The organism is candidate division WOR-3 bacterium, assembly GCA_011052815.1.
Lineage (GTDB): Bacteria > Hydrothermota > Tepidihabitantia > SM23-42 > SM23-42 > DRIG01.
This window is the reverse complement of sequence record DRIG01000092.1, coordinates 44,740-70,555: the sequence shown is the minus strand read 5'-3', so window position 1 is coordinate 70,555 and position 25,816 is coordinate 44,740. Positions and strand designations below refer to the sequence as shown.

At 44.2% G+C, this 25,816-nt stretch carries 20 protein-coding genes; 8 read left to right on the top strand and 12 right to left on the bottom strand.

Annotated elements, in window-relative coordinates:
- Positions 1-114 precede the first annotated feature (114 nt).
- Positions 115-303 (top strand): 50S ribosomal protein L28, encoded by a 189-nt coding sequence (gene rpmB / locus ENI34_08810; GenBank protein ID HEC79224.1) that lies wholly within the window; start codon positions 115-117, stop codon positions 301-303.
- Between the two features lie 8 nt (positions 304-311).
- Positions 312-1,244, top strand: coding sequence for a hypothetical protein (locus ENI34_08805; GenBank protein HEC79223.1), 933 nt, complete (start codon positions 312-314; stop codon positions 1,242-1,244).
- A gap of 16 nt (positions 1,245-1,260) precedes the next feature.
- Here ENI34_08805 and ENI34_08800 read toward each other — a convergent pair whose 3' ends face one another.
- From ENI34_08800 to ENI34_08765, 8 genes are read right to left on the bottom strand one after another with little or no spacing between them, the layout of a single operon-like run.
- Positions 1,261-2,235, bottom strand: a complete 975-nt coding sequence (locus tag ENI34_08800) for a bifunctional phosphoglucose/phosphomannose isomerase (GenBank protein ID HEC79222.1) — start codon at positions 2,233-2,235, stop codon at positions 1,261-1,263.
- The gene (gene ptsP / locus ENI34_08795; protein ID HEC79221.1) at positions 2,232-3,983 is read right to left on the bottom strand and encodes a phosphoenolpyruvate--protein phosphotransferase; all 1,752 of its coding nucleotides are present in this window, start codon (positions 3,981-3,983) and stop codon (positions 2,232-2,234) included. Before ptsP ends, ENI34_08800 begins: the two co-directional genes overlap by 4 nt.
- Entirely contained in the window at positions 3,983-4,240 is a 258-nt protein-coding gene (locus tag ENI34_08790) for an HPr family phosphocarrier protein (GenBank protein ID HEC79220.1), read from the bottom strand. The genes ptsP and ENI34_08790 overlap by 1 nt, the downstream gene beginning before the upstream one ends.
- Entirely contained in the window at positions 4,237-4,929 is a 693-nt protein-coding gene (locus ENI34_08785; protein ID HEC79219.1) for a hypothetical protein, read from the bottom strand. Before ENI34_08785 ends, ENI34_08790 begins: the two co-directional genes overlap by 4 nt.
- A complete protein-coding gene (locus ENI34_08780; GenBank protein ID HEC79218.1) occupies positions 4,902-5,546 on the bottom strand; it encodes a hypothetical protein in 645 nt (214 codons plus the stop codon). Before ENI34_08780 ends, ENI34_08785 begins: the two co-directional genes overlap by 28 nt.
- Positions 5,543-7,393, bottom strand: coding sequence for a DUF1926 domain-containing protein (locus ENI34_08775; GenBank protein ID HEC79217.1), 1,851 nt, complete (start codon positions 7,391-7,393; stop codon positions 5,543-5,545). Before ENI34_08775 ends, ENI34_08780 begins: the two co-directional genes overlap by 4 nt.
- Positions 7,390-7,863, bottom strand: coding sequence for a PTS mannose/fructose/sorbose transporter subunit IIB (locus ENI34_08770; GenBank protein ID HEC79216.1), 474 nt, complete (start codon positions 7,861-7,863; stop codon positions 7,390-7,392). The genes ENI34_08775 and ENI34_08770 overlap by 4 nt, the downstream gene beginning before the upstream one ends.
- 1 nt (position 7,864) lies before the next feature.
- A complete protein-coding gene (locus tag ENI34_08765; GenBank protein ID HEC79215.1) occupies positions 7,865-9,652 on the bottom strand; it encodes a hypothetical protein in 1,788 nt (595 codons plus the stop codon).
- A gap of 113 nt (positions 9,653-9,765) precedes the next feature.
- Between ENI34_08765 and ENI34_08760 the strand changes: the two genes are divergently transcribed.
- Together ENI34_08760 and gltA are read left to right on the top strand one after the other, a co-directional pair.
- Complete coding sequence (locus tag ENI34_08760; protein HEC79214.1) at positions 9,766-10,611, top strand: sulfide/dihydroorotate dehydrogenase-like FAD/NAD-binding protein; 846 nt, start codon at positions 9,766-9,768, stop codon at positions 10,609-10,611.
- Entirely contained in the window at positions 10,604-12,004 is a 1,401-nt protein-coding gene (gene gltA / locus ENI34_08755; GenBank protein ID HEC79213.1) for an NADPH-dependent glutamate synthase, read from the top strand. The genes ENI34_08760 and gltA overlap by 8 nt, the downstream gene beginning before the upstream one ends.
- Before the next feature lie 3 nt (positions 12,005-12,007).
- Here the strand turns inward: gltA and rlmN are convergent, their stop codons facing one another.
- On the bottom strand, positions 12,008-13,021 hold the full coding sequence (rlmN, locus tag ENI34_08750) for a 23S rRNA (adenine(2503)-C(2))-methyltransferase RlmN (GenBank protein ID HEC79212.1): 1,014 nt from the start codon (positions 13,019-13,021) through the stop codon (positions 12,008-12,010).
- Positions 13,022-13,186: 165 nt separating this feature from the next.
- Between rlmN and ENI34_08745 the strand changes: the two genes are divergently transcribed.
- Genes ENI34_08745 through ENI34_08735 form a run of 3 tightly spaced genes read left to right on the top strand, consistent with a single transcriptional unit; the run spans position 13,187 to position 19,188 of the window.
- The gene (locus ENI34_08745) at positions 13,187-16,363 is read left to right on the top strand and encodes a hypothetical protein (protein ID HEC79211.1); all 3,177 of its coding nucleotides are present in this window, start codon (positions 13,187-13,189) and stop codon (positions 16,361-16,363) included.
- 3 nt (positions 16,364-16,366) lie between these two features.
- Positions 16,367-17,011, top strand: coding sequence for an adenylate/guanylate cyclase domain-containing protein (locus tag ENI34_08740; GenBank protein HEC79210.1), 645 nt, complete (start codon positions 16,367-16,369; stop codon positions 17,009-17,011).
- A gap of 2 nt (positions 17,012-17,013) precedes the next feature.
- Complete coding sequence (locus tag ENI34_08735; protein ID HEC79209.1) at positions 17,014-19,188, top strand: HEAT repeat domain-containing protein; 2,175 nt, start codon at positions 17,014-17,016, stop codon at positions 19,186-19,188.
- Here the strand turns inward: ENI34_08735 and polX are convergent.
- The 3 genes from polX to ENI34_08720 are packed head-to-tail and all read right to left on the bottom strand — an operon-like array spanning position 19,178 to position 24,988.
- Entirely contained in the window at positions 19,178-20,890 is a 1,713-nt protein-coding gene (gene polX, locus ENI34_08730; GenBank protein HEC79208.1) for a DNA polymerase/3'-5' exonuclease PolX, read from the bottom strand. The two genes, ENI34_08735 and polX, sit on opposite strands and share 11 nt — an antisense overlap.
- Positions 20,877-21,692 (bottom strand): hypothetical protein, encoded by an 816-nt coding sequence (locus tag ENI34_08725; protein ID HEC79207.1) that lies wholly within the window; start codon positions 21,690-21,692, stop codon positions 20,877-20,879. The genes polX and ENI34_08725 overlap by 14 nt, the downstream gene beginning before the upstream one ends.
- The gene (locus ENI34_08720) at positions 21,677-24,988 is read right to left on the bottom strand and encodes a hypothetical protein (protein HEC79206.1); all 3,312 of its coding nucleotides are present in this window, start codon (positions 24,986-24,988) and stop codon (positions 21,677-21,679) included. Before ENI34_08720 ends, ENI34_08725 begins: the two co-directional genes overlap by 16 nt.
- Positions 24,989-25,084: 96 nt before the next feature.
- Here ENI34_08720 and ENI34_08715 point away from each other — a divergent pair, with 96 nt between their 5' ends.
- On the top strand, positions 25,085-25,816 hold the full coding sequence (locus ENI34_08715; protein ID HEC79205.1) for an NAD+ synthase: 732 nt from the start codon (positions 25,085-25,087) through the stop codon (positions 25,814-25,816).

Here is a 25,816-nt window from a genome sequence, read left to right as displayed (position 1 = left end):
GGAGTACCTTTGCCTGTTTGCCATTACCATGCAACCAGGTTCGCACCATTGGTCTGTCCAAACGAGTGGTTGACTTTACAAGTTTTTTTTATATAATAGTGTGAAAGGAGAATTATGGCGAGAAAGTGTGCGATATGCGGCAGAGGTGCGCAGAGCGGTTCCAGTATCAGTCATGCTCATAACGTCACAAAGAGAAAATTCAAGATAAATCTGCAGAGCGTGAGGGCGAAGATTAATGGCAGGGTAAAGAAGATCCGCGTATGCACCAGATGCCTGCGTTCAGGTAAGGTCGAAAAGGCATAAAAAAATGAATGTCTAAACTCCATCCTTTTGATTACTTCTTTCTCTTAAGACCGCTTATTTTACTTCCTTCATGGAATTTTCTTCTGATCGGCAGTTACCTGGCGAGAGGAAAGGGCGGTTTTACTTTTGAAATTTTCATCGGGTTGATTATCTATACCTGTGTAATGGGGGGTGTGTATATTCTGAATCAAATCATGGATGTCAAAACAGATCAGATAAACAAAAAATTATTTCTTCTCGCCGAAGGCGCTGTTTCTAGAAAGAGCGCTTATATCGAAATGGTGATTTTGTGGTGTGGGGCGGTGTTTTTATCATTAAGATTCGGTTTTCTATTTTTTATATTCATCATAATTTCCATTCTTCTCGGTGTTCTGTATTCGCTGCCGCCGGTGAAATTAAAAGGTAAACCATTACTCGATACGCTCGCCAACGGCATTGGATACGGTATGGTTAATTTCGCCGTGGGATGGCTTCTGGTGCAGCCGTTTGACCCGGCTATGTTCCATCGCTTTATCCCGTATGTGCTGAGTATTTCCGCGGTCTTCATCAATACCACGATCGTTGATCTGAAGGGCGACCAGGAAGCCGGTGAATCGACGACCGCGGTCTTTCTCGGACCGAGAGCCGCCTATATCCTTTCGACGATATTGTTGTGTTGTGCGGTCATCGCCGCAGTGAAATTAAAGGATCCGATATGTTTGATTCCCGCGGCTTCATCTCTTCCTCTGTTTATCTACTTGATGGTCCATTCCTTTTTCAGAAAGGAGATAAAGAGGCGGCTCACGATAGCAAGTTTTCGTTTACCGGGATTGCTCTTTACGCTGATTACGGCATTTCTTTATCCGCCGTATATCCTGCTGCTTTTGATTATTCTTGTCGGTATGAGGTTATATTACAAAAAACGTTTCGGTATTATCTATCCCACTCTGTCACAGGGGTGATTGAGAGGGGAATGTTTCATCGGATTTCTGAAAGTTCTTTTTTGAGATAATCGATTCTTTTTACCGGCATCGGGTCGATACCCGCGGCTGCGGCACAATAATAACTGAAAAAATCACCCAGCATAATTGTCCAGAACAAACGCTGCAGACCGTTCTGCCCCTGCGGGGTGATTTCTGTTATCCTGCTGAACTTTTTCTTCATTATCTTTTTGAGAATCTTCACCCGCAGTCGGTTCCTGGGATGCGCTGCGGGGTCATTCAAGAAGATGATGTCTGTTTTCCTGTTTAAAGCAGCGGGTCTGCCCAATCCGACGATCTCATTATGGCACATTTCCGGAATAAGATTGATATGGGCGAGAAGTTTTGAGTTTTCATTTAATTGACACTGCCACCGTCGGGCAACCGGAAAGAAGAGCTTTGAATCGGCGTAGATGATCAAAAATTTGTCCCAGGATTGTGCCGCCAGACCTTTTGCTTTTTTTTCGATCGCCGCCTTCTTTTTTTCGAGAAAACGGGCGAGCTTGAGAAGCTGCGGTTGCGGATTTCTTTCGATTAAATGGAATTTATAAAGAATAAAAGGAAGGGGTGTAAAGAGATAACCGATTGCACCCCGCGGCGGCAGCCCTTTCGGTATTTCTATTTTCAAATTACTTTTCCGCTTCAACAACCAGCCGTCGGACGAAATGACGGCTGTCGTTGTCCCGCGTCTGAGTAAAATTTTATAGTTGCTTACGGTCTCTTCGGTGTTGCCGGAGTAGCTGATAATGATGGAGAGGGTATTTTTATCAATGAACCCGGGTATGGAGTAATCCTTGTTTGAGATGATCTGCAGATGCGGGTAAAGTCCTTGAAGGAGCTCACCGCTTATTCCTGAGCCGCCCATGCCACAGATGATGATTCTTTTAAGATTTTTCTTTTTCATTCGACCTTCAGGGAGCAATTCAACAGCGGCACGGATCTGTACAGGCAGAGAAGAGATGATCTTCTTCATTTTATGACCTTTTCAATACCGGGAAATTTTTTATGAATGGTGCGTCTTAAATATCTTTTCACTTCGAGTGCGGTTCTGAATCCCAGCGCTCCCTGGGCGATCTCCTCACACGCCGGAATGGTTATCGACCTGATGACCATCTTTGCACGGGGAATCGAAGCGGGGTTCATCGACAATTCATCAATGCCGAATCCGATAAGCAGAGGTATTGCCAGAGGGTCGGCGGCGAGTTCACCACACAGCCCCACCCAGATGTGTGACTGGTGTCCTGAATCGACGATTGTCTTTATCAAATGGAGTACTGCGGGGTGGAAGTGATCGAACAACTGACTTATCTTTTCATTACCACGGTCCACACCAAGGGTATACTGGGTTAAATCATTTGAGCCGATACTGAAGAAATCGACCTGCTGGGCAAGATGCGGACTCATAATGGCGGCGGACGGAGTTTCCATCATAATCCCGAACTGGATCTCTTCATCAAAGTCGATCTTTTCCGCCCGCAACTCATTCTTCACCTCGTTGAAAATCAAATTAATCCGTTTTATCTCTTCATATGTTGAAATCATCGGAAACATAATTTTGACGTTTCTGTTCACTGAGGCGCGGAGGATGGCGCGCAGCTGCATTTTGAAGAAGTCGATTTCATCAAGACTGACCCTTATCGCACGCCAGCCGAGAAAGGGATTCGGTTCATGATAATCTGGAAAGACCTTGTCTCCGCCGAGGTCATATGTCCTGATTATTACGGGATGAGGTTTCATCTTCTGCGCCAGTGCATTGTAGACCCTGAACTGTTCTTCTTCAGAAGGGCTGCCGCGTCTTGTCAGATAGAGAAATTCAGTACGGAATAGCCCGATTCCCTCAGCGCCGTATCTTCGTGCATGCGTGTATTCCGAGAAGAATTCGATGTTCGCTGAGACATCTATATGACGGCCGTCACGGGTCTTGGCGGGAAGTTCACAATAAGGGGACAATACCTTTTCAAGTTCCTGATCTTTCTTCTTCGCGAGCCTATAAGAATGGAGTCTGCCGGCACTCGGATTTTTTATCAGGATACCGCGGTCTCCGTCGATTATCACATTTTCTCCGTTCGCGATTTTTCCCATCAATCCTTTGATTCCAAGAACCGCGGGGATTTCCAAGGCACGGGCCGTAATCGCGGTGTGTGATGTTCGGCCGCCGGCTTCAGTGGCGATTCCCAGAACGTTCGTCGGATTCAGCAGAGCCGCATCTGAGGGAGAGATGTCATGGGCGACGACGATTGAATTTTTCGGTATATCAACGATCGAACTGTGTGTTAATCCGAGGAGATTTCTCAATACCCTGGAACCTACATCCCAGATGTCGGCGACCCTCTCTTTGAAATATTGGTCTTTGCTCTCGCCCAGTCGTGTTGCATATTCATTAATTACTTTATGATAGACATATTCCGCATTTTTCTTCTCTTCGATTATGCGACGTTTTACCGCGTCTATAATTTCTTTGTCATTCAACATCATAATCTGTGCATCGAGGAACTGGGCGAAATTCCCTCCTATTTCTTGATTTATACGTTTTTGGATATTTAAAAGATCCTGTTTTGTTTTTTCCACGGCTTTTTCAAACCGTTCGGTTTCATCTTTCAAATATACGGTAAGAATAGGCGTTTGAAAAACTTCGACCTTTTTTGTTTCATATATAAACACGGTTCCCTGGGCGATACCATTGGAGACCGCAATGCCTTTTAAAATTCTTTCCCGTGCCATTAATCCTGTCCTTCCAATATCTTTCTTAAAGCCTTTAAGGCCTCTTTTTCATCCTTTCCGTCACAGGAGAGGATGACGGTGCTTCCTTTTTCACAGGCGAGTGTAAGAATGCCCATAATGCTTTTCCCGCTTACTTCAATATCACCTTTCTTGAGTGTCACGTTGCTCTCAAACTTTTCCGCCAGCTTTACAAATCTTGAAGCGGGCAGGGCATGCAAGCCGTTTTCGTCCAATATCGTTATCTTCTCTTTAATCATACCATTACTATTATAATCAATAATAGCAAAACTGCAAGAATTATGAAGACACTCGATACCCTTTTCATAAGAAGCAGAATAAAAAGCAGGGTGAGGGGAATGACCGCCAGATAGTTGACCTGAAGAGAGATGAGTGATATCAAAGCGCCGCAGAAGGCGGCACCGCAGACCTCGAATATTTTCTGGGTCATCGTGAAGCGTTTTGATCTTAATATAAAAATTACATCGGCTCCGAGTTGGTAGCCGTCTCTGATCCCCTGTATCCGATGATAGAGATGAAAGATATTGTAGACAATCAGAAAGGTCAGGGGGCCGGTGACGCCCGTTTTAAGGGCTAATATTACACTGAAGAGGAGGAGCGCCGGTCTTATTGTACGCCAGAACAGAAGGTCGCCGGCTGAAGCGAAACTTGTTTGTGCGATCGTGATGAATTTCTTTATCTCATCGAGGCTCTTTTTTTCTTCGTCATACGCCCGTAAGGTCGCTCCGATGATATAGGAAGCCATATACGGATGGGTATTGAAAAATTCTTTATGTGTCTTCATAATTTGATTACGCTGGTCCTTCTTCGCGCCGCTTATGAGATTGAAGAGGAATCCCAGCCCCTGCATTGAAAAGAACGACCATGATGTCTGGATGAAAAAGCTTGATAATATGATTTTTAAAAGACGAGCAAAGCCAATCCGCATAAGCCTCCCAGTATTACATAAACGATCGTTGATTTCTTGAAGAAGAGATAGAGCGCATTTGCAATGCCGACGCTGACACCGAGGATGATCAGCAGTTCACGCTGTAACTGCGGGAACCCCGAGGGTATCGTAATCAGTCGTGAGATCAAAAAGATCGGCAGAAACAGACAAAGTCCCCTGAGGAACGCCGTTGCAATGCCCAGGAAATGGCAGAGATAGAGGCAGTTTTCTTTGTGCATAAATATATGATACAACCTTTCATTGTAACGACGGGTGATGATCTCCATGGCTCCGCCGAGCACCGCGGCGACAAGCGCGAAAAGCGCAGCTGCAAACAGCGCGTGGCCATCGCCGTTTGATCCCTGCAGCAGAAAATAGGAACCGCTTCCGACGATACCTGCAACCTGTCCGTCCGGCGGTATGTCCCGTCCGATAGGCAGACCGCCGAGAAATATCAACTGGAAGACCGCACCGAGGAAGATACCGGTCTGGATGTCTCCGAATAGAGCACCGATAATGGTGCCTGAAATGAGCGGTTGGGAGACGCCGAATTCTCCGAAGGCGTATTTGTCCAGAATGATCGCCGAGCCGATGATGGTTACCAGAATTACACTCATATTGTGATATGGATTGTCGGTAAATCGTCGAAGATGAGAAGAAGTCCGATACCCTGAAAGAGTTTTTCGAGTCCCTTTTCAGAAGAGGAGACCGTTTCAATCGGATAACTGAGAAGAGTGCAGGGTCTTGTCGTTTTGAATTTCAGCGGATGGAAATTGTCAGCCAGAATCGTGAATGTCTTTATTTTATTCAATGTCTGCGGTTTCATCAAGCTGAGGTTGTTCTGGAGACGAAGATTGGTGCTGAAGACACCGAGTGAGAATTCAACTCCCAGTTTTTCAACGACGCCGCTGTACTTTATTTCGATCGTTCTCTGCTCGGCTCCGCTGAAGGTGATCGTTTTTTCGATCTCACCTGAAAAATTGATTGCAGGTTTCTTTTTATCCAGGACGGTGTATTTTCTGTAATTGAGTATCTCACCGAGATTCTTTCCGCATCGAAAGTCTTCGGCGGTGGGCACGGCTTTCAAAAGGCGGTCGAGCCCAAAACTCCTTGGATATCTGTCATAGATAAAATCCTCGGTACCCTGTTTTTTGTGATATTTTTCTTCTGTACGGTTCAGATAATTCAGAAGATTCATCTTTCGCTTCCGGTCGTCGAGTTCGATAAAACTGGCTGTTGATGGTTTAAGAACGATGAAGAATTGATTGTTTGACACCAGGATTTCTTTTTCACCGTCGACGTCAAAATCCACTTCCTGAAAGATCTGCGGAATGTCATACTCTTCGGCTTGAATAAGATTTTTGTATATCGCTTCACGCAGGTGGGGGAGATAGAGACCGCCGAAGAGTCCGTGCCAGTATGCACAGGAGCATTGTCCCTTCCATAAAAACAATTTCGCTTTGATATCCGGGGAGATGTTTTTCGAAACAAAGAGCATCCTTTTATGCATAATGTTGGCTTCCGGATATTTCCGCAGGAAATTTTTGAAATAGCCGCCGTGGATGAGATAATAATATTTTCTTCCGACACTCTTTTTCAGGGTTTCATAGTTTCTGCCGCATTCGGGCGGCAGAACCCATTCTCCCATCTCTTCATAAGAAGAGGTCGGTAGATAGACCCTGCCGGCAGGTCGTTCTTCGGCGATTTCGCTCAAAAGAACGGGTTTTATCCATCTCTCTTTTTCGAGCGTATCCAGGAAGTTATCGAGCCATTTCTTTTTATAAACCCAATTATGGGTTCCGGGCCAGACCCCGAATTTTTCGCCGTCATCGGCGAGGGTCCGCAGGCAATTGTTTTTCTTCTTTTCTTCTTCCTTGAGGAATTTGATTGTTTCGGTTATCGGATGGAATGGAATGAGATAACGCAGTTTCATCGAGATCGGAAAGACTTTTAAGATTCTTCCTTCGTCTTCAGTTATGTAATATGAATAGAGGTCGTCGTCTTTCAACCCGGCATAAAAGAAATGGGTGTCGTCAAGCAGAATATATTCGATGCCTGCATCAAGAAGGGGATGAATCAGGTCGGGTTCCCATATCCTTTCAGTCAACCAGAGACCTTTTGGCCGGTAGTTGAAGTGTTTATAGAGGTAGTCATTGAAGTACTTTATCTGTTCGATGATATCTTTTCTGGGGATCAAACTCAAAACAGGTTCACCGTAGGCAGAGGAAAGCAGTTCTGATTGACCGTTTCTCACACTCTCTTTCAGCATTTCAAAGAATTCAGGGTGTTTCTTTTCAATCCATTCCAGGAGGATACCCGAATTGTGAATTCCGAATTTTATATTCTTGTGTTTCAATAATGATTTAAGCAGGGGCAGATAGGCCCACTTATAGGCATTCTCGAAGACTTCGTCGAAATTGCCGGTGGGCTGGTGATTATGTATATAGAATGCGAATCTTATCATTTCACTCCTGTCAGGGTTTTTACGACGTCGATGGTGGAAGAGTTCGGCAGCTGCTTTCCTATGACCCTGACACCCATCTGAAAAAGGCCGACCACGGCGTCGATATCTTCAGGCGACAGATAGATGTATGGAGCGATTTCCCTTGTTCCTTCCCGATACCCCAGGCCTCCGATATTGACTTCTTTAACCTTCAAACCTTTCTTCAATAAATCGTACGCCTCACGAACTGATTCCACGATGACCATAATATTCTTGTTATTCTGTTTATTGATCACCGCGATACTTTTATTTATCCCCACGCAGAAAAAGTCTATGCCCTCGGGAATCGCAAGTTTGTAGGCGTTGCAGGTCCATTCATCCTTACAGACTCTGTCGGAGACAAGGATTAATACTCGAATACCCAGGGGCCGTGCCCAGCCGGCGACGACCTGGCCGTGGATTAAACGGTCATCAACCCTCAGAATAAACATATCAATTCCAGAATTCCCATTTTATCGTGAAATTGAAGTTTCTCTGCGGCATTGTATAATTAGGAACAAAATTATATTGTTGATTCAGGATATTATCCGTCCGTAGAGTAAACGAGAGCGTGACGAATCGAGCGGTTGCCGTAATGGAAAGGGTATGGAACGGTTCCAATTCTTCCCCGTTGTACCCGAATCTTTTGCTGAAAAATTGTCCTTCAGCGTCGACCCGGAATAAAAATTTTTCACTTTTCATAACGATGGATGCGAACAGATTCGAGTTGGCTTTTGGAATGAAAGGAAGTGAATCTCCGTCAATAAGGAGGTTACCCGTGAATCCGACGGTGATCTCTGTTTCTGAATTTCGGGTGGGGCACTTTCGAATCTTCAATTTTGAATCGAAATAGTTTTCAATCCCCAGGGAACGCCATGATTCAAGTGCGGTCGGTTGATAGATATCGTCTCCATCGGGTTGGAGAATGATTAAATTTTCAAAAAGATATTTATAAACGGCCACTGTAAAATGTCTTCCCTGAATTCCGACTTCCTGAACCCAACAGTATTCAGGATTTAGAGATGGGTCTCCTCTAATCGAAGAGTACGGCGGAGCGGGTTGCGCAGAGCTTTCATATATCGATGGTTTTCGGTAATTCCGTCCGAGCCTGCCGAAGATGTATGTCGAGTCATAAAGCTCAGCCATTGAGTAGAGGAAAGGGGCGTGCTGGAAGTCGGTGAAATTATCTGTTTCACTGCGGTCTCCTGCGAAAAGGTCGAAAGAATTGAAGGGTAGATGTAAGACCGTCCAGAGATGGAGTGTCTTAGAGTTATGCGTATTACATAAATCGCTTTCCACTCCAGACGCCTCACCGATGAGTCGATAGATTATATTGAAGAATCCTACCTTATTGTAGTTTTCCAAATCGATTCCTGTAGTTCTTGTATCATCAGAATATATGATCTGTGATGTCGTATTTGTGAAATGTCTGTGGTAGGTTGTGTAGTAAAATGCAATATGGTGATTATCGCTTCCAAAGACAAAAGATGCATCCGTTAATTTTTCAACACACGATCGGTTGAGTGTATCGAGGTCGTCTCCGGGAAAACCGTATTCATTTGAAGAGTAAATAAAGTCAAAACGGCTCGGTACTATTTGATTATAATAGAGATCAGTATAAAACGAATTGAGGGTGAAATCTGAATTTTCTCGGTTTTCCGCAGAGGTGTGATATAATCCATTGAGATACAGTCCTAAGTCATTGTTAATCGCCCTTGTAAAGTCAATGTTATAGGCGGTTGCACCGAAACCGCCGGTTGTGACCCGAATGTAAGAGAATGGAATTTCATAACGGTTTATTTTTGTCCGGAGATCGATCATCGGATCACCGAAGAGGTTGAAACCTGTTGAAGTAGCTTCAAGGGCGTATAACGGTATGTCGGTGAGGTTGAATCGGCTGTTCAACCGATCGGTAAGGCGATGGCCGTTCAAATAGAAGGTCAGGGTTTGTGCGGGGGTTCCCCGCCGGATGATGCTTTTAAATTGACCCCTGCCCTGGTTCGCAATCACGGCGGGAGTGCGGAAGAGCAGGTCACCCAGATCCATGTCTTCAATCGACGGCTCGGTTTCATAAACAGGAAGTACTGTTCTGGATATTGTTTTTTCGATATCCCCGAACTGGATGATGTCCGGAATTTCAAAGATTTTTATTAAATCCGCAGTCGTCGTGTCCTGGCTTACCTCTGCTGAGTCCCCGACGGGTCCGTTTATTGAAAAAAGAAGGATAAGCATAAATAACACTGGTAGATTATAATATAAAAAATAGTATTGTCAAGGCAGTGATAACCGAGGCGTCTGCTCCCGTTGACAAAATACTGTTTTTTATGTATAGTTACAGCCTGAAAGGAGTATACATGAATGAAATTCTTGAAAAAAAGAGTTTGGCTCAAGGAATTACATTAATCAAAATTAAGAATGAGTTGATCGCCCGAAAGGCGCTGCCCGGACAATTCGTCGTTATCAGATTAAAGGAGGAGTCGGAGCGGATACCGCTGACCCTCCAGGATTATGATCCGCAGAGGGGAATAATCAACATCGTTTTCCAGATAGTGGGGAAGAGTACGAAAGAATTGGATCTTTTGAAAGAAGGCGATACAATTATGGACGTCGTCGGTCCCCTGGGAAAACCGACCGAGATAGAAAAGTTCGGTACGGTCGTCTGTATCGGCGGTGGTGTCGGAACTCCGGAGATCTATCCTGTGGCACGGGGATTGCGTGAGAGCGGCAACTATGTGGTTTCCATTATCGGCGCACGTTCCAGAGATCTGCTCATTATGGAAGAAGAGATGAAGGCGGTTTCCGATGAATTGCACGTGACGACGGATGACGGTTCATACGGGCGGAAGGGCTTTGTGACCGATGCACTTAAAGAACTTATTGATAAAGGCAAAAAGATCGACAGGGTGTTTGCAGTCGGCCCCGTCGTGATGATGCGGGCTGTTTCTGAAACAACAAGGCCTTATAAAATAAAGACGCTTGTGAGTTTAAATCCGATAATGCTCGATGGAACGGGTATGTGCGGTGTCTGTCGGGTTGAGGTCGGCGGCGAGACCAAGTTCGCCTGTGTCGACGGCCCGGAATTCGACGGTCATCTTGTTAATTATGATCTTTTATTGAAACGACTCAACACCTATCTTAAACAGGAGAAAGAATCAATGGAACTTTTTGAAAGATCGTGCAAAGGAGGTTGCCATGGCTAAGAAGATCATTCCGCAGAAAATACCGATGAAAGAGCAGCCTCCTGAAGAACGCATAAAGAATTTTAATGAAGTTCCGTACGGCTATTCAGAAGAAGAGGCGATCCAGGAAGCCAAACGCTGTCTGCAGTGTAAAAGGGCGACCTGTATAGCGGGCTGTCCTGTGGAGATCGACATTCCCGGTTTTATTAAGAAAATCGCCGAAGGCGATTTTCGAGCCGCGATAAAAATAATGAAGGATAAGAATGTACTTCCGGCTGTCTGCGGCAGGGTTTGTCCCCAGGAGGATCAGTGTGAGAAGGTATGTGTCCTGGCTAAAAAATACGAGCCGGTGGGCATCGGTAGACTGGAACGGTTTATCGCAGACTGGGAAGCCGAGCAGGGTGCCGCGGAAATACCTCCAAAGGCGCCGTCTACTGGTAAACGGGTGGCAGTGGTAGGTTCAGGTCCCGGTGGACTTACGGTCGCCGGCGACCTGATTAAATTGGGACATGAGGTCGTCATCTTTGAGGCGTTACATAAACCAGGCGGCGTGCTGGTATACGGCATTCCGGAATTCAGATTGCCCAAGACCATTGTGCAGCGCGAAGTCGATTATCTGTTGAAATTAGGTGTTAGGCTTGAAACAAGTTTTGTCGTCGGCAGGACCAAGACCCTGGATGAGCTTCTTGAAGAGTTTGACGCGATATATCTGGGAACAGGTGCTGGCCTTCCCTGGTTCATGAATATCCCCGGAGAGAATTACAACGGTGTCTATTCGGCGAATGAGTATTTGACACGTTCCAATCTTATGAAGGCATATCTCTTTCCGCAGTATGATACACCCATTGTCCGCGGTAAAAAAGTAGCCGTCATCGGCGGCGGCAATGTAGCGATGGATTCGGCACGGACCGCGTTGAGGCTCGGCGCCGAAGAGGTGAGAATAATCTATCGACGGTCTGAAAAAGAGATGCCCGCGAGAATCGAAGAGATTGAACACGCAAAAGAAGAAGGTATAATTTTTGAAATCCTCACCCTGCCGGTGGCGTACCACGCAGATGAGAACGGTTGGGTCAAGGAAGCCGAGTGTATCAGGATGAAATTGGGCGAGCCCGATGCATCAGGTAGAAGGAGGCCGTTGCCGATCGAAGGTTCTAATTTTAAAATACCGGTCGACACCGTGGTCGTGGCGATCGGTCAGAGTCCGAATCCGTTGATCGCACAGACGACACCTGATTTAAAGGTCGGGAAATGGGGGAATATCGAGGTCGACCCTGAGACCGGCAAGACTTCAAAGAAGGGTGTTTGGGCAGGCGGCGATGTGGTGCGCGGCGGAGCGACCGTTATTCTGGCGATGGGTGACGGCAGGGTTGCAGCACGCTCGATCCATGAATATTTAAAGACAGGCGTCTGGTAATTTTCAGGAAAGCGCAAGCTGACCGCAACCCGCCAGTATCTTCTGTCCCCGGGATTTCCTCATGGTGACGGTATGGTGGGACCTCAGAAGGTATTGGTGGAATTTGTCGATCTTTTCAGGAGTCGGTCTTTTATACGGCAACCGCGGATGTGGATTATAGGGGATGAGATTTATCTTTGAAGGTATTCCCTTGAGCAGATCAAGCAACTTCTGGGCGTCTTTTATGCGGTCATTTATTTTATCGATAAGTACATATTCGAATGTGACCATATTTTTTTTGATACTGTAGTCCTTAGCCAGGGGCAGGATTTCACTCAGGGGAAATTTTTTGTTTATCGGCATCATCTTACTCCGCTGTTTTTGATCCGGAAAGTTCAGAGATATTGCAAGCTTCACCTTATAAGGTGAATTCAGCAGTCGACGGATGCCGTCGGTCAGGCCGGCTGTTGAAATCGTCGTATGCCTCTGACTGATACCCAGGGCAAGGGGTGAACTGGTTATTTCAATTGCAGCGATAAGATTTTCGAAATTCAAGAGCGGTTCTCCCATACCCATAAAGACGATATTGGTGATCTTTTCTTTAATCTGTTTCTGGATGAGTCTGATCTGTTCCGCTATTTCGTAAGCCTCCAGATTACGGATAAAACCCATTAACGCCGTGGCACAGAACCGACACTGCAGAGGACAGCCGACCTGGGTTGAGACACAGACGGTTTTTCTTTTTGCCTCGGGGATGAAGACCGCTTCGATCTTTTCATTATCTTCCAGTTGAAAGAGGAATTTTTTCGAGCCGTCCTCGGCAGAGAGCACTTTGAGAATTTTTAATTCAGGAATGAAGAATATTCCGGCGAATAATTTTCTTAATTCCTTTGAAAGATTGGTCATAACGGTGAAATCATCAGCGTCCTTTTGCCACAGCCACTTGAAGACCTGTTCGCCTCGATACGCCTCGAGATTCAAGGTGAGCATCTTCTCTTTCAACGCCTTAAGGGAATACTCTTTTATATTTTCTCTCATCCCACAATTATAACGGGAACGGGTGAATAATCAATATCCTTGAAAGCAGAGTGAACGCGGGTAGACTTAAGGGTTGATAAAATCTTGACAATTCATTTAATATCTTTATAATAAAAAATATGCATTTTAAAAGAAAGCGGGCGTATTTTTGAGGAGTATTAAGGAATGATTGAGTGCCCTTTATGTAGTTATTCGGTTGTAAATGAAAAGGCGGTTTTCTGCCCGAACTGCGGTACACCGATTCTGGCATCGGCAGAGCAGTCAAGGGTGTCTGATCGTCTGAAACTATGGGGGGGAGAACTGAGAATGCTCTCGGTCTTCTTCGTCAACTTCATCGGTTTTGAAAAATTAATCAGCACCAAATCTCCTAAAGAGGTCATCACCAAGATCAGGGAATATTTCACCGAGGTTGAAAATATAATCAACGAGTATAAAGGTACCGCCAATCAGATCATTCCGGACAGCCGTATCCTTGGGATCTTCGGTGCACCCAAAGCGCACGCCGATGATCCGATCAGGGTCATCCGTTGCGCCTGGCGCATCCGGAATTGGTGGCAGAACAAGAGAAAGAGCGGCGAATTTCCCGAAGGGATAGATATCACCATCGGTATCAATACCGGCCGGGCGTTCTTCGGATATATATTGGAGAAGTTTTCGTTTCTGACCGTGATCGGTGATACGATCAATACCGCCGCCCGACTTACTGAGATATGTCCTTTGAACGAAATCGTCATCAGTGGAAGCACCTATGATAAGACTGCTGAATATATAAAAGCCGACCACATCGGAGAACGGAGTGTAAAAGGAAAGACCACCAAGATCAATGTCTATCTTGTTAAAAAGGTCGAGAAGGAATCTCAGACGATATTTTCCCAGAAATTTCCGATCTGCGGTCGTGAAAAAGAATTGAAAAAATTGATAGATCTTTCAAACAGCATCAAAGAGAACAAAGAAAGATTCTGTGTGATCAGCGGTCAGATGGGTATCGGAAAGACCAGACTCAAGGAAGAGTTTGAAAAATATCTGGCACAGGATGATTCTTTTGCTTTTCTGGAGACCCATTGCTCGGTCGAGATCCAGACACCGTATTATCCCTTTAAATTTTTATTAAAGAAATATCTTAACATCAATGAATTCGACGGGAATGAGACGGTGGCGGAAAAACTCGATAATGCCGTTTCAGAAGGTAAATTGTCCCGATTCGACGTCAGGGGCCTGAATCATCTTTTCTCCACGGATCTGAGAAGGCTTAAACAGGATGAGATAGAATCAGTGAATGAAGAGATATACACTGCGGTCAGAAATCTTCTGAAGAATGAATGTCGCGGCAAAGCGCTGGTTTTGATCTTTGAAGAGTTCAACAGGGCCGACGAGATGTCAAAATATCTTGTGGCTTATTTGACTTCAGAACTCAAAGATTGTCCGGTAATGTTTCTTATGGTTAATGTCTCCCGTGAGTTTTTGACGAACATCGAATGCCCGATAGATGAAATCAATCTCACCCCGCTTTCTCTGTCCGAGGTGCGGAATCTGGTGCGTTATATTCTCGGTGATGTGGATGAGAAGGTCGTTGACTTCATTTACAGATCAGCCGGGGGCAATCCTCTTTTCACCATTGAGGCGATCAGAAACACCCGAAGAACCAAATTGATAAAGAAGGTCGCTGGTCAATGGGTACTTGAAAAAGAACAGCGCCTTTCATTCCTGGATGACCTGTACGGCGTGGTTATGTCGACGATCGATTCTCTGCCTTCGGATTACAGGTTGTTGATTGATTACGCCTCGGTCATAGGTTACAGTTTCAGTCTGCGCATCCTCAAGGGGTTGTTTGACAATGTGGATCTGGTTAATCAACTCCATTATCTCGTTGAAGAGGGATACATTGTTTTATCAAAGAACGACAGGGATCCGGTATATGTTTTCCGCCACAATCTGCTGAAGGATGCCGCTTACACGGTTCTTCCTTTGAGAAAGAGAAAGGAGATTCATCAGCTGGTCGCGACCCTGTTCGAAAAGCTGTATGCAGATCAGTTGTCGGATTTCTATGAAAATATCGGACATCATTATTTGGTCTGTGAAAACTATAAGAAGGCCGCAGAGTATCACAAACTTGCCGGAGATAAAGCAAAGAATCTTTATGCAATAGAGCAGGCGTTGAATTTTTATAATGTCGTTCTCAAAATAAATAAAGATACAGACGGCAGGATCGGTTCAGATTTGATGAATGACCTCCTGTTGAATTTTACAGATATCTACGAAATCACCGGGGATGTCCAGAAGATGAGCAAAACCGCACAACAGGGACTGGAACTTTCCCGGAAGTCCAGGGATGTGGTACGGGAAATCAATTTTATGGAACGGTATGCCTATGCATTATTGCTGGACGCCAGGTTCGATAAAGCAGAGGAGTTACTGCTTTCTGCGGTTGATCGATGCGATGATAAGATGGTTGATATATTGGCTGTTCTCTATTCAGACCTTGCGTTACTTTATCAAAACAGATATGAATATGAAAAGAGTATCATAAACTATAATCTCAGCTGGAACACGGCGCGGGATAACGAAATCAAAAAAGCCGAAATTTCCTGTCTCTATAATCTGTCACAACTTCACAGGATTCTGGGTAATTATGAACAGGCACTCGATTACCTGAATTACGGCTTGGAGGAACTTATCCCGAAACAAGATCTGCGCTGGCAGGTTCGTTTTAAATATCTCGTTGCCGCGATCAATACTCAATTATGGAATCTATCTGTGGTTGAGAAACTGTTGCTTGAAAGTTTTGAGACCGCCGAGGATATCGGGAATACTGAAGTGGCTTTGAAGTCCGCCCTTGATCTTGCCGCAGTTAAGGCGCTTAACCGACAAAGGGAAGAGGCGGAGAAATATCTGGAATATGCCGATAAGAAGCTGACGTTTCTTATAAGAGAAAATCTGCTTGCAGAGATCAATTTGAAAAAAGCCGTGGTGTACTATAGGTTAGAGGATTATCAGAAAACCCATGATTTTATCAGAAACGCCCTGGTCAACGCCCAGAAGTTCGCCCAGAAAGAGATTGAGTTCTACTGTTATATAATACTTTCCTTGCTCGATGAAGAAGAACGGGTTGATAATGCGAGGAAGGCGTTGGAGATCGCCGAGACGATAAAGGCGCCGCCTTTAATTGCGTCCGCATTATACAGATTAACCAGGGTTTTTCTTGAAGAGGATGATCTTGAAAAAGCACGCTATTACGGACGTAAAGCCCTCTTTGTCTATGATGATATCAAATTCAAGTTGAATGATGAACATCGGAAAATCTTCAGTGAAAGTCCTGAATACAAGAGTTTACTTGAGATCTAAAATATGAGATGCAAGAATTGTAACGCTGAAATCACCGAGCCGCTCCATTTCTGTCCATTTTGCGGTGTGTTTATTGAAGGACAGAAAGAATTGCCGTTTGAAAATCTCCGATTGACGTTCTTGAGGGCGGATCTTTCCGGTTTCACCAAAATGAGCGAACAGATGATCGCCGAAGATGTCATGGCGTTTTTAAATGAGATATTCGGGGTGTTTTCAAAAATAATAGAATCATACAAGGGAGTCATTTATCAGATCATAGGTGATGAGATCGTCGGTGTCTTCGGTTTTCCACGCGGGACGGATTTTGCTCCACATATGGCGATCATCGCTGCCGAGGATATGCTTAAGGCGTTGATGAAGTTCAATAAAGAAAAATTGCTTGAGACTCCCATCGGGTTGAAGATTGGGATCTCGATAGACAACGCCCTGATATTCAGTTTGACAAACACCCTCAAAAATGCGCTGATAATCACGCAGGGCTTTAAAAAAAGCCAGATTCTTCAGAAGAACGCCGAGGATAATACCCTCCTGGTATGCGAGGATTTATACAAAGCGACAAAGGCCTTCTTTGTTTATACTGAAATAGGAGAATTCGTTAAAGACGCCTTGACAGTCAAAGGATTTGAGTATAAAATAAAAGAGGAATAACTATGCCCGACTATTCTACAAAATTTCTTAATGATTTAATCAAACAAATCGGGCTTGGTATAAATATCTCACGCACCTATCCAAAAGGACATCCATCATTGCAGCCGGTTGTTCAAAGGCTCAGAATTTTGCTCAAGGAGATACCGATCGAACAGGACTCTATTTCGTTGGTGATTATAGAAGATGTTATTATGATAGAGAATGAGCGTTTTGATTCCAGAACGCTGCCGATCGTCAAGAGTCTTGTCCACAGATTCAATCAACTCGGTGTGAAGAGTATCACATTCAACGTTGAACTTTCTGAAGAAGATATAAGAGAGTTCTTCACCGCCATGGCGGCGACTCCGGCCGACATCGCGGATTACGGTGATATCGTCGCGCTCGTGCGCGCAAAAGGTATTACCGGCATCAAGGTCAACAAGTTCCGGGTGGGCGTCATTTCCACGGACGAACAGGCTCAGGCCATGAACTGGGAACAGTTTTTGGATTCCTTGACCGTCACCCAGGCGGCGATGACCGATGAAGAAAGGATTAAAGAATTGGGAGGATTTCTCGCCGGCGTCGGCCTTGTCGGTGACGAACCCGTGGAGGTGCAGACAGGGAAGATTATTTCGGGTCTGGAAAAACTCGCCCTCATGATCGCCGACCAATACGGTGAAGACCGGTGGAATGAATATTCCGTCGTTTTTTCGCGTATGCTCAGTGCCTTGTCGCCGACCATAAAAAAGAATGTCGTAAAGTACCGCACCGAAAACAAAAAACTTTCTGTTCTCTTCAAAAGTTTGATCCCAAGCATGTCTGATGAAGACATCATTGATATAATTTCAGTTAAGGCGAAAGATAAAACTCCTGAAACAGAGCAGGAGATTATCGATGTTCTCAAGAATGTCACAGGTTCACGCCTGCCGGGTATTTTGTCGACGCTGCGCGTCAATGTACCTGAACTTGATTTTGAAAAGATCGTCGCTCGGCTGATGACTGAAATGAAGACCATCAAAGGAGAAAAGGCGGCGCAGAAATTTATGGCTCAGAACTTAGAGAGCGAGATGAGGACCATATTCCCCCGTCTTCGTGACCCTTCCCATGAGGAGAGGATTAAGGCGGTCGATGAGCTTATGGAATACGCGAATAAACTTTTCGAAGCCGAAAAGTACGACCTGGTCAGGCTCCTGGTCGACCGTCTGGATACCATGGCCGACGCCGAGACCGAGATTAAGACATTTGATCGGGTGATCAACGCCTTGAAGACACTTTATAAGAAAGCCGAGGAGTTTAAAAAGGACGACCTCATTCAATTTGTTTCAAAGAAGTTCGGTAAGCATCTGTTACGTAAAGACGCGGCATTGCTGGACAGAAAGAAGATCATCATCAAGAGCATCAGTGATATCAGGGACCAGAATTACATTCCTGAATTGGTTTCTCTTCTGTGGGATCCCGGGACATTCGCCGAAGCGAGAGAGGCCTTGATGTCGATGGCAGAGTTCTCAGTACCTCTATTGATTGAGACCTTAAAAGATACTGAGGACCGTTCCGTGAGAATGAAGATTATCGACGTCCTCGTGAGGATCGGAGAGAGGGCGATACCTGAAATCGAGAAGTTACTGACCGCTCCGGAATGGTACATACGCAGGAACGGGGTTTATATTCTTGGAGAGATGAAGGTCATGGCTGCGGTTGACCGCCTCGCTGAATTGATCGGCGACGAGAACGAGCAGGTTCAACTGGCAGTGATTGAGAGTCTCAGTAAACTCGGTGACGAGAGGGTGAAGGAACATATCAAAAAGGCGTTAGACAGTAAATCGAAAAAAGTTGTCATCGCCGCAATGAAACATCTGGATAAAGAAGATGTAAAAGAAAAACTCGAAGAAGCGGTTCAATGGGTGAAACTGCGTAAGGGTATTCCCAATGAAAAGGAAGAAGAATTCAGACGGGAGATCATAGCGGTTCTGGGTAAGTTCGGTGATGATTCAGTGGTTGATGTTCTCTTCAGTATCGTCAATGAAAAGGCACTCTTCAAGAAAGATCTTATTTTACCCACCAAAAAGGCGGCTCTGAACGCCCTGGCAGACATCAGAACAGAAAAGGCAAGACAATTACTGGAAAACGCCGCCGCCCATAAAGATCAGTTCATTTCCGCGGCGGCTGAAGAGATACTTAAAAAACGTTTCAACGTTTAACCCTTTTACGTCGGTTGAGCAATTTCTTGAGCGGATAGGTGTTGACCACATCATCGGGTTCGAGCCATCCCCGTCGTGCCGTGGCGACGCCGAACTTCATCCATAAAAGTCCTTCAACACCGTGCGCATCAGTGCCGATTGAAATCTTTATGCCCATCTCTTTTGCGAGCTTCAGATTTACATCATTGAGGTCCAGCCGTTCAGGATATGCATTCAATTCCAGCCAGGTGTCTGTCTGCAATGCCTTTTCCATTATTCGGGGAAGGTCGATTACATAACCTTCCCTCTGGAAGATCAACCGTCCGGTCGGATGACCGATTATATCGACATAAGGATTTTCCATCGCCGCGCATATTCTTTCGGTGACATTCTTTTTGAATCCCTGGTGGATTGAAGCGACGACCAGGTCGAGTTCTTTCAAGATGGTGTCGGGATAATCGAGGCCGCCGTCCTTCAGAATATCGACTTCAGCGCCTTTGAGTATCCGCAGCCTTTTCAGTTCTTTATTGAGCCGGTCGATCTCTTTCCACTGCCGAAAGAGTCTTTTTTGATCCAGCCCATTGGCGTATTTTGCGGATTGGGAATGATCGGTTATCAATATGTATTCGTAACCCAGTGCTTCGGCGTATTGCGCCAGTTCTTTTATCGTCGCGCTGGAATCCGAATAGGTCGAGTGCATCTGCAGGTCGCCCTTGACGTCCTTCTTCTCTATTAATGCGGGCAGACTGTTTTGCTGCGCCGCCTCGATCTCTCCGCGGTCTTCCCTTAATTCCGGTGCAATATATTTTAATCCCAGTATTTTATAGACTTCCTGTTCGGTTTTGCCGGCGACCTTTTTCTTTCCTTTAAACACCCCGTATTCACTCAGTTTCATCCCTTTCTGTTTTGCAATACTGCGTAATTTGATATTATGTGCTTTGGAGCCGGTGAAATATTGAAGCGCCGATCCGTATGAAGACGGCGCGACGATCCGCAGGTCGATCTGAATTCCACCTTTGACAATGATCGAACCTTTGGTCTTACCCGCGGCGAGGACTCTTTCGGTCCCGGGGTATCGGGTGAAGACCTTTACTATATCGGTGCGTGTCTTTCCTGCTGCCAGGATATCGATGTCGCCGATCGTCTCTTTCCAGCGTCTTAATGAACCGGCTGAAGAAATCTTTTTGATCTTTGTATTTTTCTTTAAGTAGTCGATAACCCCGGCACTCACCTCTTCGGCGACGGCGATGGAAAGTCTTTCATGACTTTTTTCAAAAAGTTCGATTCCCTTTTTGATGTTTTCGACCTTCTTTTCACCCATCTGGGGTAATTTTGCAAGGCTGCCGTCTTTGATTACTCTTTTAAGATCGGTCAGATTTTTCACTCCCAGTGTTTTATTCACGAGGGCGAGTGTTTTCGGACCGAGATGCTGGATCCCGAGCATATCCAGTAAAGTCGGGGGGATGTCGCTGATCACCTCTTCATATTTTTTCATCTTCCCGGTTCTGAGATACTCATCGATCTTCTTGGCGATTCCTGCGCCGATTCCGGAAAGTTCCTGAAGTTTTCCTGCCCTGTGTATCTCTTCAATATCCTCGACCAGGTCTTCAAGCACCCGTGCCGCCTTGCGGTAGGCGACCACCTTGAAGACATTCGCGCCCTTAAACTCTAAGGCATCAGCGATGCGGTCGAATATCCGGGCAAGCTCCTTATTCTTCTTCATTCTCCTTTACAAATTTTATCTCATCCTGAATTATTCTCTTTTCTGGCGGTTTATATGGTGTAACTTCTAAAGAAGCATCTACTTCTTGAATCTTCTCTCCCCCGTATTTTTTTGCACCGGCTTGTTCAATTAAAGAACGAACAGTTTTACGATTAAACCCGGGGATACCAAGTTGATGTAATTCTTTAGCAACTGAATGCTCAAGCGTGAAAACCGGTATATCAGCCTTTACTAACCTTTTAGCAGTAGTATATGTTTTGGAACCCTTAGGCGCGTAGGGGATAAATACAAGGTCGCTTAATAAACAGGAAATCCAGTTTCGTTGCATAATATTTTTTCTTCGCTGGCGGTTTTCATCGGGTGGAGCAACAGAAAGGATGAGCAATTCACCATTTTCTGCGCGTCGGAAATATTCATCCCGTTCGGGAAATTCATGAAGTGGTGGGTAAAATCTATCGAGTAAATATGAATCAAAAGTTTCCTTTTTCAACCCTTTAGCACTAAAAAGTGTCAGACTGTTATGTTTGAAATATAGTGCAAGCCTGAATATCTCAGTTTCCATTATTGAATGCCAGGAACCGATATAGTTTATTTCGTATTCGCGTATTGTAAAGAAGAGTTGATTCATCTCATTGAGAACAGTACCTCCGGCTGAATCAGCACAGAGAAATGCCATTGTCCAGCGATTGAGTAAATCTAAAGGGCCATTATAATAAATATTTTCTGGCGCACTATCACCGAGTCGGCCAATCAATTTTTGCGGATATGCCTTATCCTGTGGTGTGATTACTTTATATTCCATAATTTCTTCACATACTGGTTTATCTCTTCTTCTATACTATGAATATCCTTTCCTGCTTTAACAACATTGTGCGCCTTTTCAGAAAGTTCAGCAAGCTTTCTATGAATTCTATTGGTTTCGTTATATTTTGGTATCGCCAGATTTTCCATCACCGACGGTGTGCCAAAACCCCGACCCGCAGCAGAAAAACTCTTTATAAAATTATTTACTATCTCTGAATTCAAGATTGCACAGAGATAATGCGCTTCAGATTTATTGCTGGTTGGAATAAAAGAAGTAACTTTAGTTGAAATCATTGATTTAATACCAAAATCTGTTTTTTTGTTCGATAATACAACAGTCTCAATTTTTGATGCCATAGCTTTCCATGTAACCCGGTATCTTGCAAAGGTATCTTCGCTTATATTAAACTGTGAATAGAATGGCGCAAATGGAATTTTCTCGATCCTTTTATCATCAACTTTTACATCCTTGCAAAAATATTTTTTAAATAATGCCCGTTTTAACAAGAAATTTTTGAATTGCACAAGATATGCATAAGTCAGTGGATATTTTGAGCTTAAATAATTCTCATCATAGCCTCTTCTTTTTATAGGATCCTGTGAAATCAAAATGTAAAAATGAGACTTTATTCCAAACTTTGTTATATCTTCACCAGTTACTGCGGGATAAATTAGTTCTGATTCTATCGAGGTTTTTACTGACTTTATCTTACTCTTTCCTCTGCCGTATAGATTCTGAACAACAAGTTTTCCATCGGGTCTAACCTGCTCAACGGTCATCCAGAAAATTCCGTAGGGATCAGCATTTACTCCAAGATGCGCCTTGTATGGATTTCTCCCCTTCAGTTTTGAAAAAATCTGCAGGTCTGAAAGGGTAGCAGTTTGCCAGGCTGATGTCTCTTTTTTAAGATTTACCGGTATCGCCTTAAGTTTCCTTTGTGTGGTATTTCTGAGAACCTGTTCCAGTGTCCAGTCAGGCCTTACACGTCCGATTCCTTTTTTCCTCTTCCATTCTACAACGGGAATCGGATATTTTGTTTTTCTATTTTTTCTCAAAAGAAATATTGAAGTCTTATTAGCCGCCTGGAAAGGTTTTAAATCGACCATATCTTCCATCAAGAGAACCTTTAAAGGTTCTCTTTTATTCTTCAAAACAAATCTTCTGAATCCTTCACCGGCACCTTTGGATTTAAAGACTTCTATTGTAATAACAAAACCCAGAATACCATTATCCTTAAGATAGTTATCAGTACAGACATAGGTAAATAACATTGAAAAATCCTTTTTTCCGCCGCCCAGACGTGTCTCATAACCTTTCAAAGAAAACAAACCATATTTTTGCCATAGTTTCAGGGTTCTTGCCCGATAATCATCAGAAAGAAAATCCCATCTAACCCAGGGGGGATTGCCAATTACATAATCGAATTTTCCAACATAAACTGGTGCAAAGGCATTCTTTATATACCGAGCCCAGATACCATTTTCACCAGCATCCTCCAATTTTTTTATCTGCTCATAAACATTAATGAGCAGTCCATTTTCTTTCTCGGAAAGCCTAAAAACAGCTTTTAATCTTTCTCCAAATGCCTCAGGCAATAATTTACTCCGTAATGCCAGATCAACCTCAGCAGTAAATTTATCAATCTGGTTTCTACTCCGCATACAAATCGGGAATATATATTCACCCTTTGTTGTTCTAAATACTAAGGTATCTCTATGATATGGTAATTGTCCTTCTTCTTCATAACGACTCGGAGCAAGAATTGAATCACAGAGATAGACGGGGATGGTAATAGGTCTTATATACGGAATAAATCTTGAAAACGCAATGAGGTAATTTGTTCTTGAGGCAAGCACCGCAAGAGGATTTAAATCAAATCCTACGATATTATTCAGAATATGATTGGCAAGCTCTTTAATATGGACTTTCTTCTGTGATTTTATGTTTTTAATTGCTTTATTTATTGCCTGCACCAAAAAAGTGCCGGAACCACAGGCTGGGTCTAAAAAACGGACACCTGGGCTGCTCTCGTAGCCACTTTTATCTATTAAATAACCCGCAAGCCAATCAGGAGTATAGTATTCACCTAAATCATGACGCAATTTTTTCGGCACAATAACTTCGTATAATTTCTGCAGTAAGTCTTTTGTCCATTCAGGCTCAAGAATCGGTGTAGCAGGTTCAAACTCTGAAAAAGCCCTCACTATTCCACGAAAAACATTGGCAATCTCCGGACTCCAGGCATCAAGATACCAGGAAAAGAAATCTGCTTCCAGGAAATTGTTAATACCCTGTTCAACAAAATCGAGCCCACTTTCCAGCCGGGTAAGTTTGTCAAAAAGTTGTCTATCATCCAGATATGATAATCCCTCGACAAAAGATTCTACAGCACTTTCCCTTTGCATTGCTACAAGAACATAAGCGATCATCTTCATCAAGAAGGCATAATAAGTATGGATGGCAAAGAGCAGTTGTTTTAATCTACTGCCTGCAGGAAGTTGATAGAGCTTTGCAGTTTCTGCGGCAGATTTTTCAGCCTTCTCAATCTCCTGACCATAAACAACGCCAAATATTCTATCCCATTCTGTAAAAAAAGTTTTTATCCGGGATGGTGTCTGTCGGCGTTGTGCCCTTATCACAGCTGAATAGAGTTCAGACACTGCCTGTCGGGCGATAGAGCACTCTGGTCCATAAACTCCAGCCAGATCCTTGGCGGTCAACGGTCTTCGAGCTGAAGCACGAGCATAGATAAGCAGATTGGCAAGGCTCGCCTGGGTGATCGCATATGGACCCAATATTTGAAAACCCCGTTTAATTTCTATTTGAGGGAAGAAATCCATCTGGGTTTTTCCTATCGGCACTGGGGTCTGGAGCAATGAAGGGACTTTTGAAAATTTAACAAACATAATAGAATTACCGTCTAATGCAACACCAATTGCCTTTTCTAAAAAATCTTCTTTCTGCGTTCCAAATTCAGTAGCTTGACCAACGAGATAATTTTGAATCTGTCTTATAGTCCTTCTAACACCTGTCTTTCTGGATAAAGTGCCAGGTTTCTTATATTCTATGGTTAAATATCCATAAACCGCGTCTGTGCGTCCTTTGTAAGAGGCGCTTGTTTTCTCATAATGAACATTTTTAATATTTATTCCAATCAATTTGAACGCTTTTTGTAAAATTGGCTCAAGCCTCATCTTCAAATCTTCTTCTTTCTGACAAACCTTAGCAACTTCTTTAATCTGCTGAGCCATTTTCTGGGTATTTATCTGCCAATATTCTTTTTTCTTTTCCACTGCTATGATTATATTGATAAGAATATGATTGTCAATGTTCTGCGTTCTTTGTTCTTTTTTCTTGATTTTTTAAGAAATATCGGTATAATCCTATCAATGTATGAGAAGACCGTCAATAAAATCGTCAACTGGTTGAAAGAACAGCTGGAAAAATCACATACAAAAGGATTTGTTCTCGGTCTGAGCGGTGGATTGGATTCATCGGTATGCGCGGCATTGCTCAAAAAAGCGACGGACAATTGTCTTGGTCTGCTTCTGCCCATCGAATCCCTTGTCCGGGATATGGAGGATGCTTCAGAGGTTGCGGCACACTTGAACTTGAAGACCCAGTACATAGATTTGACTTCTGTTTACAATAATCTGATAAAATTGTTGCCCGGGGACGACCGGCTTGCCCGCGGCAATATTAAAGCGCGGCTGCGGATGACCGTATTATATTACTATGCAAACGTCAATAATTATCTTGTCTGCGGTACCGGCAATAAGACCGAATTGATGCTCGGTTACTTTACTAAATACGGTGACGGCGGTTGTGATATATTACCGCTCGGTGATCTCTATAAATTCGAGGTGAGGGAACTTGCGAAAATACTGGGTATCCCTCAAGTTATTATTGAGAAGACCCCCAGCGCGGGGCTGTGGCAGGGACAGACAGATGAGGATGAACTTGGCTTCAGTTATGAAGAGATGGATAAAATTTTGCAGGAGATCGCAGAATCGCGGGCTCAGGGAGAGGCGGCGGAAAAATTGCAGCTGCTCTTTGACAGGAGTATGCACAAACGGCAGCCGCCCCGTATCTGTTATGTACGTTCCAAAAACAGGGAATGA